Origin of the sequence: Nocardia alba NBRC 108234 (assembly GCF_001612665.1) — a bacterium.
GTDB classification, from domain to species: domain Bacteria; phylum Actinomycetota; class Actinomycetes; order Mycobacteriales; family Mycobacteriaceae; genus Nocardia; species Nocardia alba.
Genome location: NZ_BDAX01000033.1, coordinates 42,966 through 59,389, shown reverse-complemented (window position 1 = coordinate 59,389; position 16,424 = coordinate 42,966). Strand labels below are relative to the sequence as shown.

Annotated in this window: 13 protein-coding genes; 10 read left to right on the top strand and 3 right to left on the bottom strand. The window is 65.3% G+C overall.

The window, feature by feature from the left end:
* Nucleotides 1-43: 43 nt before the first annotated feature.
* Nucleotides 44-1,048, bottom strand: coding sequence for a helix-turn-helix transcriptional regulator (locus tag NA12_RS28520; protein ID WP_067458235.1), 1,005 nt, complete (start codon nucleotides 1,046-1,048; stop codon nucleotides 44-46).
* Nucleotides 1,049-1,109: 61 nt separating this feature from the next.
* Here NA12_RS28520 and NA12_RS28515 point away from each other — a divergent pair, with 61 nt between their 5' ends.
* Nucleotides 1,110-2,255, top strand: a complete 1,146-nt coding sequence (locus NA12_RS28515) for an epoxide hydrolase family protein (RefSeq protein WP_132370345.1) — start codon at nucleotides 1,110-1,112, stop codon at nucleotides 2,253-2,255.
* A gap of 109 nt (nucleotides 2,256-2,364) precedes the next feature.
* Here NA12_RS28515 and NA12_RS28510 read toward each other — a convergent pair whose 3' ends face one another.
* Both NA12_RS28510 and NA12_RS28505 read right to left on the bottom strand, forming a co-directional pair.
* On the bottom strand, nucleotides 2,365-4,719 hold the full coding sequence (locus tag NA12_RS28510; protein ID WP_067458228.1) for an ATP-binding cassette domain-containing protein: 2,355 nt from the start codon (nucleotides 4,717-4,719) through the stop codon (nucleotides 2,365-2,367).
* 350 nt (nucleotides 4,720-5,069) lie between these two features.
* Nucleotides 5,070-6,155 carry a winged helix DNA-binding domain-containing protein gene (locus tag NA12_RS28505; RefSeq protein ID WP_165914879.1) on the bottom strand — a complete coding sequence of 362 codons (1,086 nt, stop codon included), beginning with the start codon at nucleotides 6,153-6,155 and terminating at the stop codon, nucleotides 5,070-5,072.
* Nucleotides 6,156-6,315: 160 nt separating this feature from the next.
* Between NA12_RS28505 and NA12_RS28500 the strand changes: the two genes are divergently transcribed.
* The 9 genes from NA12_RS28500 to NA12_RS28460 all read left to right on the top strand — a co-directional run bounded on the left by NA12_RS28500 (nucleotide 6,316) and on the right by NA12_RS28460 (nucleotide 16,198).
* A complete protein-coding gene (locus NA12_RS28500) occupies nucleotides 6,316-7,152 on the top strand; it encodes an NHL repeat-containing protein (protein ID WP_132370343.1) in 837 nt (278 codons plus the stop codon).
* A gap of 210 nt (nucleotides 7,153-7,362) precedes the next feature.
* A complete protein-coding gene (locus tag NA12_RS28495) occupies nucleotides 7,363-8,379 on the top strand; it encodes an acyltransferase domain-containing protein (RefSeq protein ID WP_132370341.1) in 1,017 nt (338 codons plus the stop codon).
* On the top strand, nucleotides 8,376-9,395 hold the full coding sequence (locus NA12_RS28490) for an MDR family NADP-dependent oxidoreductase (RefSeq protein WP_067458219.1): 1,020 nt from the start codon (nucleotides 8,376-8,378) through the stop codon (nucleotides 9,393-9,395). The genes NA12_RS28495 and NA12_RS28490 overlap by 4 nt, the downstream gene beginning before the upstream one ends.
* Nucleotides 9,396-9,444: 49 nt before the next feature.
* On the top strand, nucleotides 9,445-10,044 hold the full coding sequence (locus NA12_RS28485) for a dTDP-4-dehydrorhamnose 3,5-epimerase family protein (RefSeq protein ID WP_067458216.1): 600 nt from the start codon (nucleotides 9,445-9,447) through the stop codon (nucleotides 10,042-10,044).
* Between the two features lie 11 nt (nucleotides 10,045-10,055).
* Nucleotides 10,056-11,036 carry a Gfo/Idh/MocA family protein gene (locus tag NA12_RS28480; RefSeq protein WP_207905676.1) on the top strand — a complete coding sequence of 327 codons (981 nt, stop codon included), beginning with the start codon at nucleotides 10,056-10,058 and terminating at the stop codon, nucleotides 11,034-11,036.
* A 62-nt stretch (nucleotides 11,037-11,098) separates the two neighbouring features.
* Nucleotides 11,099-11,992: a glucose-1-phosphate thymidylyltransferase RfbA gene (gene rfbA / locus NA12_RS28475; RefSeq protein WP_067458213.1), complete on the top strand. Its 894-nt coding sequence runs from the start codon at nucleotides 11,099-11,101 to the stop codon at nucleotides 11,990-11,992.
* Between the two features lie 161 nt (nucleotides 11,993-12,153).
* Nucleotides 12,154-13,686 carry an MFS transporter gene (locus tag NA12_RS28470; protein ID WP_084473173.1) on the top strand — a complete coding sequence of 511 codons (1,533 nt, stop codon included), beginning with the start codon at nucleotides 12,154-12,156 and terminating at the stop codon, nucleotides 13,684-13,686.
* 182 nt (nucleotides 13,687-13,868) lie between these two features.
* Nucleotides 13,869-14,984: an acyl-CoA dehydrogenase family protein gene (locus NA12_RS28465; protein ID WP_067458210.1), complete on the top strand. Its 1,116-nt coding sequence runs from the start codon at nucleotides 13,869-13,871 to the stop codon at nucleotides 14,982-14,984.
* Nucleotides 14,985-15,013: 29 nt separating this feature from the next.
* Nucleotides 15,014-16,198, top strand: a complete 1,185-nt coding sequence (locus tag NA12_RS28460; RefSeq protein ID WP_067458207.1) for an FAD-dependent oxidoreductase — start codon at nucleotides 15,014-15,016, stop codon at nucleotides 16,196-16,198.
* Nucleotides 16,199-16,424 lie beyond the last annotated feature (226 nt).

Here is a 16,424-nt window from a genome sequence, read left to right as displayed (position 1 = left end):
AGGGCGGCGGTCCGGCTCGGATTTCGGGGGTTTCTGTTCCGAGTCATATCGTGTCGAGGGGCAAGTCAGGAAAGTCCTTGTCCGATATCCCCTGACCAGCTGCCCTGATGAAGCGTTGCACGAGGGCATGCAGGTGGGTACGCAGTTCCGGTGGGGATTCGACCTCAAATTCTACGTCGAGCATGCCGACAACCAGTGCGACCATATCGTAGGAATCTGATCCCATTTCGAGGCGACACGTGTGCTCGTCGATCGGGGTGACAATGCCGTCGACCCGTCCCGCGAGATCCTCAGCCGGGGCGTGGACGTGCAGGACAGAGCGGTACGGCCACATGGCGAAGCCCATGGTGTGGCGAAGGTAGGCGACGACGTCACCGTCCGGGGACGAACGATGCGTGAAGCGCGCACCATTCGGTATCCGTAGCGACATTCGGTCGACTCGGAACGTGCGCCAGTCGTCACGGTCGGTATCCCAGCCCACGAGGTACCACTTGCGGCTCCAATGCGCGATGCGGTGGGGCTCGACAGTGCGTCGGGTCGGCTCGCCGGTGTGGCTGCGGTAGTCGAACCGCAGGGTTTCGGCGGCGCGGATGGCGGAGGAGATGGCGGTGAGCGACTCGGGGTCGACGGCGGGTGTGGGACCGTATCGGGGCGGCAGGGTGATGACGGCGCTGCGGAGGTCGTCGACCCGTTGGCGCAGTCGCACGGGAAGTACCTGTTCTACTTTGGCCAGTCCACGGAGTGAGGCTTCCTCGATACCGACGATGGTTCCGGTCGCGTTGGCTTGGAGGCCGAGTGTGACGGCTACCGCCTCGTCGTCGTCCAGCAACAGCGGCGGCAACCCTGCGCCGGCTTGGAGCCGGTAGCCGCCCGCAGGCCCCATCGCGGCGTGTACCAGGTACCCCAATTCCCGCAGTCGATCGACATCGCGTCGGATGGTGCGGGTGGTGACCTCGAGCCGTTCGGCCAACTCGGTACCGGACCAGTCCCGGTTCATCTGCAATAGAGACAGCAATCGCAGAAGGCGGGCAGGTGTGGATTCCGACATTAATTCATCATCCTGCACGTGGAGGACCGAATCTGTCCTACTCCCGGGGAAACTCTCACCTATGACATCATCCGCGATCATCCCCTTCCGCATCGATATTGCGCAGGCCGACCTCGATGAGTTGAACGACCGGCTAGGTCGTACACGGTGGCCCGACGCGCTGCCGGGTGTCGGCTGGTCCTACGGGGTCGACCTGGACTACCTCGTCGACCTGGTCGAGTACTGGCGCACCAGCTACGACTGGCGCGAACACGAGGCCCAACTGAACAAGATCGCCCAGTTCACCACCGAGATCGATGGTCAGACCGTGCATTTCCTGCACGTCCGTTCACCCGAGCCGGATGCGACACCGCTGATCCTCACTCACGGCTGGCCCAGCACACCGGCCGACTTCCTCGACATCCTCGGCCCGTTGACCGACCCGCGAGCACACGGCGGGGAGCCGTCCGACGCGTTCCACGTGGTAGCGCCCTCGGTGCCGGGATTCGGGTTCTCCGGCCCGACCCACGACACCGGCTGGGACGTGCCGCGGATCGCGCGGGCCTGGGCGGAGCTGATGAGTCGGCTCGGCTACGAGCGCTACGGCGCGCAGGGCGGCGACTACGGCAGTCTCATCTCACCGGAGTTGGGGCGGGTCGCACCCGACAACACCATCGGCGTTCACGTTAACGCGCTCGCCAGTGCCGCGACCTGCTCCGGCGAGGAACTCTCCGAGTTGTCGGAGACCGATCGCGCCAAGGCGGTCGAGAACCAGCAATGGTGGTACGGACACAACGGCTACGCCACTCAGATGGCCTTGCGCCCCCAGACCCTCGCCTACGCCCTCAACGACTCCCCGGCAGGCCAGCTGGCCTGGAACCTGGAGTGGTTCGTCGACTGGGATCCGACGGCCACCGAACAGACACCCATCGATCGCGACGTCATCCTCACCAACGTCACCACATACTGGTTGACCGGCACCGCCGGTTCCGCTGCTCGGATCTACCGGGAGTCCGGGAAGGCGTGGGGTAAAAAGCCGGCGCCGTCGGGCGTGCCGACCGCTGTCGCGCACTTCCGGGGTGACCATGCCGTCCGAGGATTGGCGGAGATGGCCAACATTGTCGTCCGCTGGCACGAGTACGAGGTGGGCGGCCATTTCGCCTCTTTGCAGGCTCCTGCTGAGCTCGTCACCGATATGCGCACATTCTTCCGGTCGGTAGGTAGGTAGGTACTGGCGGTCTGGCCTGCCTCGCGGGCCGGACCTGCGCTTGTGACGACCTTCACCCGGCCGCGTCGAGCCGGGTGAAGGTCTGCTCGCGAGTCCCGGCGGGGCCCACTCAGCCCACATAATCCGCGAGATATTTACCTGTGAGAGTGGAACCGTTGGCCACCAGATCGGCGGGGGTGCCCTCGAAAACTATGCGGCCGCCGTCGTGCCCAGCTCCAGGGCCCAGGTCGATGATCCAGTCGGCGTGGGCGATGACGGCCTGATGGTGTTCGATGACGATGACCGACTTGCCTGCGTCGAGCAGGCGGTCGAGCAGGTCGAGCAATTGTTCGACATCGGCGAGATGTAGGCCTGCGGTCGGTTCGTCGAGTACGTAGATCCCTCCCTTGTCGGATAAGTGCGTGGCCAGTTTCAAACGCTGTCGCTCACCCCCGGACAATGTGGTGAGAGTCTGGCCGAGGCTCAGGTAGCCGAGCCCGACATCGGCGAGACGCTCGACTATGGCACGCGCGGCGGGCAGTTTCGATTCGCCCGTGGCGAAGAACCCCCGCGCCTCGTCCACCGACAGTGCGAGCACCTCGCTGATATTGCGGCCGCCGAGACGGTATTCCAGCACCGATGCTTGAAACCGTCTGCCGTCGCACTCCTCACAGGGGGCGGAGACGCCGGCCATGATCTCCAGATCTGTATTGATGACACCAGTGCCCTTGCAGCCTGGGCAGGCGCCCTCGGAGTTGGCGCTGAACAGTGCGGGCTTGACTCCGTGGGCCTTGGCGAACGCCTTGCGGACCGGTTCGAGCAGTCCGGTGTAGGTGGCGGGGTTGCTGCGCTGGGAGCCGCGGATCGGGGTCTGGTCAACCGATACGATGCCCTCGGACGCCGGGATTGAACCGTGGATGAGCGAACTCTTGCCGGAGCCCGCGACGCCGGTGACCACACACAGCACTCCCAGTGGAATGTCGACGTCGACATCGCGCAGGTTATGTGTGGACGCGCCGCGGATCGCCAGTGTGCCGGACGACGTTCGCACGATGTCCTTGAGGGCGGCGCGATCGTCGAAGTGGCGGCCGGTGATCGTTCCGCTGGTTCGCAGACCCGCCACTGTGCCTTCGAAGCAGACCGAGCCACCGGCCGTGCCCGAGCCCGGACCGAGGTCGACGATGTGGTCGGCGATGGCGATGGTCTCCGGTTTGTGTTCCACGACCAGAACGGTGTTGCCTTTGTCCCGCAATCGCCGCAGCAGGTCATTCATTCGCCGGATATCGTGCGGATGCAGCCCGGTGGTCGGCTCGTCGAAGACGTAGGTGATGTCGGTGAGCGCGGAGCCGAGGTGGCGAATCATCCTGACGCGCTGCGCTTCACCGCCGGACAGCGTCGCCGATTGCCGGTCCAGCGAAAGGTAGCCCAGTCCGATCTCGACGAAGGCGTCCAGCGCGCGCCCCAACGATATCAGCAGCGGAGCGGTGGTCGGTTCGTTCAGGTCGCGCACCCATTCCGCGAGATCGCTGATCTGCATCGCGCAGGCCTGCGCGATGTCGACGCCTTTGATCTTGGACGACCGAGCCTCGAGTGAGAGGCGGGTGCCTTCGCATTCGGCGCAGGTTGTGAAAGTGACCGCACGGTCGACGAAGGCACGGGCATGCGCTTGCATGGTCCCTTTGTCCTTGGTGAGGAATGTCTTCTGAACCCGTGAGACCAAACCCTCGTAGGTGTGGTTGACGCCGTCGATCTTCATTTTGGTCGGCTCGTGGTACAGAAGATCGTGTAGCTCCCGCTCGGTGAATTCGCGGATCGGTCTGTTGGGGTCGAACAGGCCCGATCCGGTGTAGAGCCGGGCATTCCAGCCTCCCCCTGAGAAGCCTGGAACGGTGATCGCGCCTTCCGCGATGGATTTGGAGTCGTCGTATAGCTGGGCGAGGTCGATCGTGGAGACAGTGCCGCGGCCCTCACATTTCGGGCACATGCCGCCGGATGTGGTGTGACCCTGATCGTCGACATCGGTGGTCCCGCCCGTCCGGACGGACGGGGAGTTGAACGAAAAGGCTCGGGGTGAACCGATATGCGGCTCGCCGAGTCGGCTGAAAAGGATACGCAGCATCGTGTGGGCGTCGGTGGCGGTGCCCACCGTCGAGCGCGGGTCACCACCCATCCGCTGCTGGTCGACGATGATCGCGGTGGTCAGGCCTTCGAGGACCTCGACATCGGGTCGCGCCAACGCGGGCATGAATCGCTGGACGAAGGCGGTGTAGGTCTCGTTGATCAGTCGCTGCGACTCAGCGGCGATCGTGTCGAACACCAGCGAGCTCTTCCCCGATCCGGAGACGCCGGTGAATACCGTCAGCTGTCGCTTCGGGATCTCGATGCTGACATTTTTGAGGTTGTTCTCCCGCGCGCCGACCACCCGGATCGCATCGTGGGCCTCGGCGACCGACGATCCGGATTCCACTTCCGGTGCCGTGCTCATCGTTTCTCCATTCGGTGGTGCGTACCGCTGCGCTGTTCGGTGGTGAGGTGAGATCGCCGGACCGAGAACTCGGTGCCGACTCGGAAGACGCTTCGCATGGAGGCGCCGCGTCGACTGTACCGGTGCCGACTGACAGTTGCAGTGGACCGAACTCGAAATACGTTCCGGCACAACGTGAGCGAGCATCGGGACGAGAATCCGTATTGAGCGGTTCGTCCTGAATTGTGCCGCGAGTTAGCGGTTGACCGCATCGGAAAGGTCACGCCGACAGCAATATTCACCTCACCGCCCGATGCGCCCAACCGCAGCGAGCCGGAACCGGCGCGAAGGATCCCCGCGGTCGGCCAGGTTCAGTCCGGCTCGCCGATCGTGAGGTCGTACTGTGGGGTGCCCGCCAGCTCGAGCAGCCGTGCTCCTTCGGCCTCGACGCAGGCTCTCACCGCTTTCGACCACCGGCGCAGCGGCCGTACCTCGATACCGCCGCGGCGGCGGGCCCAGGTCCATATCCCGTCGACCACGCCGTCGACCAGGACGGTGGCGGCCACCGCCGACCCCACGCACACCCGCGCCCGAACCTCGTCGGTCATCACTCGGCGGCGATCGTGATGAGCGAGCAGCAGCGAATCGAATTCCGGAAGTAAGCGCACCGGTGCGGGTACGTCAGCGTCGGGGCGTGCGAGCCCCGACAGATCGAGCAGTCGCTGTCCGTCGGGACCGTCGAACCATTCGACCTCATCCGACATCTGGGCCGCGATATCGTCGAGCCCGGAGAGTCCGGACCACGCCTGCACGTCCCGCGCGGTCGCGGGACCGAACGCGCGCAGGTGTCGACGGATCAATTCGACAGGGTCGGCGCTCGACAGCGTGCCGATCACGTTGTCGGCTGGTCTCGCGTACACCCTGCCGCCGCGAGCCCACTGCCCGGCGGGCGGCATATGCACCAACATTCGGCGGTATTGCACGGTATAGGCGAGTGCGGCGGGGTCGTCGTGACCGAACCGCTCCCCCAGCGCGGCCTTGAGGTCGGCATGCGTCAGCGCCCGCTCGGCGAGCAACTCGTCCGCTGCGGTGAGGACGGCCTCCACATCGGCGCCACCGAGTCGTTTGGTGAACCCGGAACGGAACACCCGCTCGATCGCGGGTTGGACGGTGGGTCGCAGCCAGCGGAAATCATCGGCGGTGACCAGGTGCAATGTTCCGCGCATCAGGGTGGAACGCACCACGGTGTGTTCGTTCAGCGCGCCGGTGAGGTGGGCGAAGTCGAACCCGTCCAGCCGTGCCGCCAGGGCAAGGTAGGGCGCGTCGGGCAGCTGTGACTGGAGTCCGAGGACCGCTGCTACCACCGGTTCGACCGCACCGGGTCGCCGCTCGAGCAGACCTTGTCGAGCGAGTGTCGCGCGGCCGAGGGAACGGAGGTCGATGGTCCGAGTCGTCACACGCCAAGCTTGCCACGGCGAGTCGAGTGGATCTCCAGCACTGACAGCGATGCTCGACAGGCGAATTGTCCACCGGCCTGCCGGAATCCGACCGAAGAAGCGGACCGATCATTTCACCGATGCCGACGACCGTGCGTCCCGCGGCCGAGAGGACCTGCCCGTGTCTGCTAGAACTTTCGCCCTCCCAGCGGGTTTCGCGCCCGAGAGCATCGTCATCGGTGCCGGTCCGGAAATTTTCGTCAGCTCACTCGCCGACGGTCGTGTGCTCGGCTTCGACCTGCGTTGCGGTGCTTCGCGCACCGTCGCCTCCGCCACGGGGACCGCCGCGGGCGGACTCGCTCTCGACGCCTCAGGCAGACTGTTCGTCGCGGGAGCCTTCTCTGGTGAGGTGCGTGTCGTCGATATCGGCACGGGCGCGCAACTGCGCCGGCTGCGGGTTGCCGCCGCGACGGACTCGCTCGTCGCCGACGTCGCGCTGACACCGACAGCAGCGGTGTTCACCGACGCTCGGGTTCCGGTGCTGTACCGGCTACCGCTCGGGAAAGACGGTATGCCCGCCGATTACGTCGATGTGGTGCCGCTGCCGGATTCCCTCGAATACGGCGATGGTTACAACGTCTGCGGTATCGCCGCCGGTCTCGATGACGGCGATGTGTTGCTGTTGCACGCGGGCACCGGAGCGTTGCATCGTGTCGATCCGTTCACGGGTGCGGCCGAACGCGTCGAACTGCGCGGCGATCTGACAGGCGGCGACGGTTTGTCGCGCCGCGACAACACCTTGTTCGTGGCACTCGGCTTCCGGAACGCGGTAGCGGTCGTCGATCTCGACGCCGCAGGGCGTCGAGGCGAGGTCCGCGCGATGATCACCGACCCGCGATTCGACGTTCCCACCGCTGTCGCCGAACGCGACGGCACGCTCTACCTGACCAATGCTCGTTTCCGCAGTCCACGTACGCCCGATACCGACTACAACGTAGTCGCGGTCCCGTGGCGCTGATGGCACTGCCGCGATCTGGTGATCCGCCCACCCCGCCCGTTCACTCGGCTACCGGCGACACGCCGGGCGTCCAGGCCGAGTCGAGCGTTCTTCCAGCCGCCGAGCGTTTTGTCGGTCGGTACCACCCCGGTCAGCTGACCCCGACCCGAGGAGAACACCGTCGTGTCCGAGTCGTCCACATCTCTTAACTCCCGCGCCCCGCGCCCCGTCGTGCTGCTGTTGCCTGGCCAGGGCGCGCAATTCGTGGGGATGGGCCTCGGCCTCTACGGCCACCACCCCGTCTTCACCGCAGCTATGGACGACGTGCTGATCCGCTGGGGCACATTCGGTGAACAAGTGCACGCGGATTGGATTCGCCCTACGGAGGCGAGCACGGATATCCACGACATCCGTCGTGCCCAGCCGCTGCTGTTCGCGATCGACCACGCGATGGCGAAGGTGGTCGAGAGTTGGGGTGTGCGACCTGCCGCCCTGCTCGGCCACAGCGCGGGTGAGGTGGTGGCCGCGGTGCTCACCGGTGTGTTCGATCTCGACACCGCCGCCGCCCTCGTCGCGGGTGGTGTCGGCCGCGCCGGGGATATGCCTGCGGGTGGGATGATCGCGGTGGCCGCGTCGACGGCCGAACTCGAGGGTTTGCTGCCGCGCGATGTCGCGGTGGCCGCAGTGAACGCGGCGCGGCAGACCATGCTCGCGGGCCCCACCGCCCCGCTCGCCGAGGCGGTAGGTGTCTTGCGCGCGGCAGGTTTCGCCGTGCGTGCCATCGGATCGAACCGCCCATTCCACAGTCCAGCGATGGCCACCGCTGCCGCCGCCAACACCGCCGCGCTGGCGCGGATCTCACTGCGACCGCACGACGGCCGACTGTGGTCGGGTTATACGGCCGGACTCCTCAGCCAGGAGCACGCCGTCGACCCCGCCTTCTGGGGCAGTCAGGTCATGTCGACGGTGCGCTTCGGTCCTGCGTTGCGGGCATTGCTCGAACACGGTGACGCGCTGCTGGTCGAGGCGGGCCCGGGCCGCACGCTCACCTCGCTCGCCCATCGCACCCCGGCGGTCCGTTCCCGCCGCTCGCTCGCGTTCGCCATGCTGCCGGAGAACCTCGATGGCCCGGAGGCTTCATTGGCCGCGCTCGACGACGTGGCCCGCGCTCTGCGAGTCGAAGGTCACCTGCTCATTGATCCGCGACCGACAACAAATAGCACCACCATAGATCGGAGATCCGCATGAGTGTCAGTTCCATCGTTCGCACCGGTGTCGAGGTGCGTCTGGCGTCCCGCCCGGCCGACGACATGTTGCGCGAAGACACCTTCGAGGTGGTCGAGGTCGACGTACCCGACCCGGACGAGGGCGCGATCCTCGTCCGCAACGAGTGGATGCTACTGGCCGCCGCCATGCGCGACCTTGTTGTCGAGACCTCGAACAGCGATCTGCCGATGCCGCGCTTCGAGATCGGCAGGGTGCCGTGGGCGCTCACCGTGGGCACCGTCGAGGCCACGGGAAGCGACGCCTTCGCGGTGGGTGACCTGGTATATCACCGGCAGGGTTGGCGGCAGTACGCGACCGGACCGGCCGCGGGGTTCGCCGCGCTCGAGCGTGGCCTGCTGCCTTCGTCAGAGTATTTTCTGAGCCAGGGACCGACCGCGTACCGCGGGATGGTCGAGATGGCGCGGGTGGGTGCGGGCGACACCGTATTCATCACCAGCGCGGCGGGCGGGGTGGGCAGTCTCGCGGGTCAGATCGCCCGGGCTTGTGGCGCGAAGAAGGTCATCGGCAGTGCCGGTTCGGCCGACAAGGTCGCTTGGTTGACCGAAGAACTCGGTTTCGACGCCGCGTTCGATCGCCACGACGGCCGCGTGTTCGACCACCTCCGGGAATTCGCCCCGGACGGCGTCGATGTTGTGTTCGACAATGTGGGCGGTCCTCAGCTCGAGGACGCGATACGGGCGAGCGCGCCTCGTGCCCGTCTCGCGCTGTGCGGTGTGCTGTCGCAGCGTGATCCCATGTTGCCGCTGGGATTCGCGATCAGGAACGAGTTGGAGATCCGGCCTTTCAGCACTTCCTATGCCCCCGCCACCGCGCGGGCGTGGCAGGAGCGGTTCGGCGATTGGCTGCGCGACGGCACCATCACCTTCCCTTACACCGCCGTTCGCGGAGGACCGGGCGCCGCTCCGGAGGCGCTGCGGGAGCTGGTGGCGGGACGCTGCCGCGGTCAGGTACTCGTCGACCTACGTCCCGCCGAATGACCAACGACAACAACTCCCGCCCTTGGTGGCTCGACCGAGGAGACTCGCAATGCGTATCGAAGAGACCGAACTGGCTGGGGTTGTTCGCCTGCACCCCGAGCCCATCCCCGACCGACGTGGTCGGTTCCACGAGGCGTGGCGCCGAGAGGAACTAGAGCGCGCGGTGGCTCATCGGTTCGACGTGCGGCAGGTCAATGTCACGACCTCGCACAAGGACACACTGCGCGGAATACACACCACGATCGTGCCGCCTGGTATGGACAAGCTCGTGACCTGTGTGCGGGGTGCGGTCCTGGATGTCGCTGTCGATCTGCGGGTCGGCTCGCCGACATTCGGGAAGTTCACTGTCACTCGGCAGGATGCCGCGTCGGGTACCGGAATCTTCATGGGGGCCGGGATCGGGCACGCCTACACTGCACTCGCCGACGACACGGCGATGCTCTACCTGTGTTCGCAGGAGTATGTCCACGGCACGATGTTGGATATCGACGCCCTCGATCCTGAGATCGGTATTCCCTGGAATTTGTCCCGCGACCCGATTCGCTCGGACAAGGACGCCGCCGCACCGACACTGCGCGAGGCCATGACGCTTGGGATACTTCCGACGTGGGAGGCCTGTGTGGCGGCGAATCTCGCGGCGGCGCCGTGACATTCGATGTCGTGGGCTCTCCAGTTCGGTTCGGCGTGCTCGGGTGCTCCGATGTCGCCATCCGCAAGATGATTCCGGCCCTGCTTGCCGAACCAGATGCCGAACTCGCCGTCGTGGCCAGCCGCGACGGCGACCGGGCGCGCGCGCTGACCGAGCGTGTAGGCGGGATCGCGGTGCAGGGCTACGACACTCTGCTGGCCCGTCACGATGTAGACGCTGTCTACATCCCGTTACCTGCGATGCTGCATGCCCGCTGGATCGAGGCGGCGGTGGAGTCGGGTAAGCACGTGCTGGTCGAGAAGCCGATGACGACGAATGCCGCCGAGACTTCACGGATATTCGGGCTGGCGGCCGACAGGGGTGTCGTCGTGCTGGAATCGTTTACTTTTCTTCATCACTCGCAGCACGCGCGGATCGGTGAACTCCTCAGATCGGGGACTATCGGCTCGCTGGTGTCGTTCGCCTCCGCGTTCACCATCCCACCCCCTCCGCAGGGCGATATCCGGCATCGGCCGGATCTAGGTGGTGGTGCACTCGTTGATATCGGTGTCTATCCGCTGCGCGCGGCGCTGCTGCACCTCGGCTCGGAGGTCGAGGTGCACAGTGCGGTGCTGCGTGTCTCACGTGCGACTGGCGCGGTGATTTCGGGCTCAGTGCTGGTCTCGGATCCCGCGGGCGTCGGCGGTCAGCTGAGTTTCGGAATGGAGCAGTCCTACCGCTGTGAGTACAGTCTGTTCGGCACCACCGGACACCTGACACTGTCTCGAGCGTTCACGCCTCCGGACAACCACGTTCCCGTCCTCGATCTCGTTGGCGGCGACGGCCCGTCCACGCTCTCGCTTGCGCCGGATCGGCAGTTCCACAACACCGTCCGCCGGTTCTGTGCGGCTGTGCGCCGCCGCGTGGACCTCGGCCCGGATACCGCGGCATCGATCCGGCTCGCGGAGCTGCTCGATCAGGTCGATCGGATCGCCCATCGTTTCGTGGTCTGAAGACCCGAGCCAGCCAAATAGGTTCCAGTAATGCTCGATTATACTGCTAGACAGTCATTTCCATGCGCGGAATAATTTTGGCCGGTGGCACCGGATCGAGGTTGCATCCGATCACCGTCGGCGTGAGCAAGCAACTGGTTCCGGTGTACGACAAACCGATGATCTATTATCCGCTGACAACTCTGATGCTCGCCGGTATTCGCGACATCCTGGTGATCACCCGACCCGACGACGCCGATGCCTTCGCTCGGTTGCTGGGTGATGGTTCGCAATTCGGCATCTCGGTCACCTACCGGATGCAGCACGAGCCGAATGGTCTGGCGCAGGCCTTCGTGGTCGGTGCGGCGCACATAGGCGCTCACTCCGCGGCATTGGCCTTGGGCGACAACATTTTCTACGGTCCGGGACTCGGCAGTCAGCTCGGCCGGTTCGGCACGATCAGCGGTGGCGCTGTTTTCGCGTACCGGGTGTCGAATCCCTCGGCCTACGGCGTGATCGAGTTCGATGCCGAGGGCAGAGTGCTCTCGCTGGAGGAGAAACCGATGTCGCCTCGATCGAGCTTCGCGGTGCCTGGGCTCTATTTCTACGACAACGACGTGGTCTCCATCGCTCGTGAGCTGAAACCGTCGGACCGTGGCGAATACGAGATCACCGATGTCAATCGGGCCTATCTCTCGGCCGGCCGACTCCGCGTGCAGGTACTGCCACGCGGGACTGCATGGCTCGATACCGGCACCTTCGATTCCTTGTTGGAGGCGGGCAATTTCGTCCGGACCATCGAACAACGCCAGGGGCTCAAGATCGGGGTGCCAGAGGAGGTCGCGTGGCGGCAAGGTTTCATCACCGATGATCAATTGCGCAAGCGCGGTGAACAATTGGTGAAGTCAGGCTATGGCGGCTACTTGTTGACCCTGTTGGAACAAGGTCGGCATCTGTCGGGATCGGACGGGCGCTGAGTCGACAACGTTTGCCGCTATCGGTTCTACCCAACCTGTGATAGACATGATTCATGTCTATCACAGGGTTGGTGGCGGCCCACGGACCGACCACGACACACCGTCTCGTCGGGTCCTGCGCCGACTACGAGCGCTGAATCCGACCAGATAAGGAGGCAACGATGACGACATGGACCGGTAACGCCACCGAATCCACCGAACCCACCGAACCCGCGGTACTCGGCGCCCGCGAATGGGCGCCGACGGCAGGCGGCTGGGGGGCGCCGCAGGGACCGCTCTACAAATGGCGGTGGTGGGCCCTGGCTACTGTTGTGCTTGCGACCGTGATCGATGTCATCGACGCACTGGTCACCAACGTCGCCGGCCCGCCTATCCAGAAAGACCTGAACGCGGGCACCGACCTCGTTCAGTGGCTCGGGGCGGGCTACACCCTCGCTCTGGCAAGCGGGCTGATCATTGGCGGCCGCATCGGCGATATCTTCGGCAGACGGCGGGTATTCATCGTCGGCGTCGCGGGTTTCACCTTGGCGTCCGTCTTGTGCGGCGTCGCGCAGGATCCGACCGCGCTGGTGGTATTCCGTGTGCTCCAGGGCCTGTTCGGGGCGGCGATGCTGCCGCAGGGCATGGGCATGATCAAGGAGGCGTTCCCGCCCAAGGAGATGCCCGCGGCCTTCGGTGTCATGGGCCCGACGTTGGGAATCGCTACTATCTCGGGGCCAATCCTCGCCGGATTCCTGATCTCGGCCGATCTGTGGGGCACCGGCTGGCGGATGATCTTCCTCATCAACGTGCCTCTTGGCGTACTCGCGATCGCCGGGGCCGTGGCCTTCCTCCCACGCAAACAGCTCAGTACCGCCGGCCGACTCGACCTCGTCGGCACCATGCTCGTTGCCGTCTCGGCGCTGCTGCTGGTGTTCCCCATCGTACAAGGGCGCGAAGAAGGCTGGCCCGCCTGGACATTCATCGCGATGGCCGCAGGTTGCCTCGGCTTCGTGGTGTTCGCCTGGTGGGAACGGCGGGTACAGGCTCGCGGCGGCGAACCGCTGATCGTGCCATCGCTGTTTGCGAAGCGCTCGTTCTCCGGTGGCATGGTGGTCGGACTGCTGCTGTATACGTCGGTCACCGGATTCTCACTGATCATCAGTGCGTTCCTCCAGATCGGACTCGGATACACTGCGTGGCACACCGGCGTCACGATGGTGCCGCAGGCCATCGGATCGCTGATAGGATTTCTGGCCGCCCGTGCGGGTCTGGCTACCAAGTTCGGTCGCAAGCTGATCCACGTCGGCATCCTCGTCATGCTGTCGGGCGTGACAGTCCTCGGCGTCCTACTCGCCACGGTCGAACCGGACTTCTCGGGTTTCGTCCTCGCTCCGGGCCTCGCGTTGTTCGGTGCGGGTATGGCGCTCGCCATGGCGCCGTTCTATACGATCGTCGTCGCCGGGGTTGATCCGGCGGAGGCGGGCTCCGCCGGTGGTGTGATCACCGCCGTGCAGCAGCTCGGCAGCGCCGTCGGCGTCGCCGTCATGGGTACCGTGTGGTTCGCGTTCGTCGGTGACCTCGCCTCGGCGGGCGGCCCGCAGAGTTTCATCGATGACACCAGGTGGACGATGCCCGCCAGTGCGGCATGTCTGCTGGTGGCGGGCTTGATCGTCTTCCTGATGCCACGTAAGGCGGCCAACAGCTGGGGATGAGCCCTGCCGATAGGCGGTCGTTCCGCGGTGGGTGAGATCGGGCTCCGGCCCGGTCTCACCCACCTTGCTGTGTATCCAGTCGCGGTAGTCCGCCGGTACATGTGTAGCGAAAGTTGAGCGTTGATCCACCGGCTCCGGCGATCCTGGTCTTCTCGACAGTCGGTCCACAGGAGGCGCAGGTCATGACGGCGAACCTTTCCACGGAAGACCACACTCAAACCAACACGACACTTCTCGATCGAGCCGCCCGGCACGCCGCCGAGGCAGACCGCAGCGGATATCTGCATTCGACTGTCGTCGAGGCTCTCCACAGCAGCGCCATTCCTGCCCACTTCATCGGCCCCCGTTACGGCGGCGGTCCGGGTGACTTCACGAGTATCACCCGGACCATCTCCGATCTGGCTCACGCCTGCCCGGCCACCGCCTGGCTGGCCGCGGTAGCCGCGTACAACGCACGATTCGCAGGCTTCCTGCCCCAACAGGGCCAGGACGAGATCTGGGGTGATGCGAATACCGCGCTCATCGCTTCTGGACTCGTCCCCGCTGGGCACGCCGAACTGACCGACACCGGCGATTACCGACTCTCCGGCACCTGGAAACATGTCAGCGGCGTCGAATCGGCGCAGTGGGTTCTACTGGTCGCGATGACCCAGCAGTCCACCACCGTGCCGTACCTGTTCGCCGTTCCGCGCAGGCAGATCACAGTTCGATCCACCTGGAACGCGCTCGGAATGCGTGCCACCGCGAGCCACACCGTCAACATCGACACCCTGGAAGTACCTGCCCACCGCGCCACCGCGCACCTGCCGATCCTCACGGGCGCGGCCTCGCCGAGTTCCCCGGCCGGGCCCGCGCACAGCACTCCGCTGATGGCCCTAGGAGGACTGACCTTTCTAGCCCCCGCGTACGGCGCGGCGGACGAATTGGCTCGCCTACTCACCCGACGGACGGTTGGGCAGGCCCGCGCCGCCGACAAGCCCGTCCCCGAATCGGTCAGCCTGGCGTTGGGACACGCGGCAGCCGCGATCGACGCGACGCGCCAGGTGATGAACGCCATCACCTCCGACCTCGACGCCGGATCAGGCCGCGATCGCGCAGCCGTGAACGCCCAGCGAGCCGCGTACGCGGCCACGCTGCTACGCGAGGCCATGGCGACGCTGCTACCCATCATCGGCACCGCGGACCTGGCTGAACACACCGACACTCAACGTCTCTGGCGCGATGTGACCGTGGCCGTCTCCCACGCCGCTCTGAATTTCACCAAAGCCACAACTGCCTACGTCGGCAGCATCACTTAGCATTCGCACTCCCGGAACGGAATCGAATCATGCCTACCGCCCTCATCGTCGGCGGCGGAATCGCAGGCCCTGTGGCCGCGATCGCCCTCGCCAAAGCCGGATACGACGTTCAGATCGTCGAGCGCCACCACCGATCGGCCGACGGCGTCGGATCTTTCATGAACATCGCCCCCAACGGTATTGATGCCATCGACTGCCTGGGGCTCGGTGACCTGGTCCGCGCCGTAGGCTTCCACACTCCGGCGATGGCGTTCTATCGCCACGACGGCCGTCGCCTCACTCGGGACATCCCGTTCGACCGCGGCACCGGGAAGGGAAACACCACCCTGAACCGTGCCGACCTGTACACCGCGCTGCGCGAGGAGGCCGAATCACGGGGAATACCCGTCCACTACGGCAAAGCGCTAGCGGGTGCCGAGACCGACGACTCGGGCGTCACCGCATCGTTCATCGACGGGACCGCACTACGCGCCGACCTGCTCGTCGGAGCCGACGGCCTCTACTCGAGCGTCCGTCAGATCATCGACCCACTGGTCGACGCACCTCGCTATCTGGGAGTTCTCAACGCGTGGGGATATATCCCGGACTATCCGCTTACCGATGCGCCGGGCGTCATCCGGATGTTCTTCAACCGCAAATGTTTCTTCATGTACACCCAGGCGCCCACCGGTGGCCTGTACTGGTACGCCAATCCGCCCCGATCGGAAAGGCCGTTCTCCGAGAACCTCTACGGCGGCGAACAATGGCGCGCGGAGATGCTCGGACTGGTCGAGGGCGACGCGTCCCCTGTCAAGGACATCATCGCCGCCACGCCTGACCTACCGGCCCCCTTCACCAATTGCGATCTTCCCAAGGTCGCCCGCTGGCACCGCGGAAATATCGTGCTCGTCGGGGATGCGGCCCACGCCGCCTCCCCGACGTCGGGGTCGGGGGCGTCGCTGGCCATGGAAGACGCCATAACCTTGGCGAAATGCGTTCGCGACGAGACCTCGATCGCATCGGCTCTGCACACCTACGAATCACTGCGGAGACCGCGGGCCGAAGCCATCGTCGCGCAAGGTCGTCGCAACATCAAAGGTAATACCGCAGGCCCGTTCGGCAGCCGGATCCGAGATCTGCTCATCAGCAAGAAGTTCGGCAGGGACCCGGAGCCCATGTGGACCCACCGGCACCACATCGATTGGGAAAGCCCTGTCTCGGTGCTGTCCCAGTAGGATTTCCGGCTTTCGCCCTCGCGGCCGCCCGAGATCCGAATCGACAATCCAACCGGCATACGAGAAGATCCGGTACGCGAGCGTGGATCTCACTGATTCGACGTGTACCGGAATAGAAGTTGTTGGCTGGTATCTCGTGATTCTGTTTTATTTACTTGGCGCTGTTGTAGACGAGTTTCGGATATCGGTCCGGGAGAGCGACCGTGTCCAGGATCTCGCTGGCTGT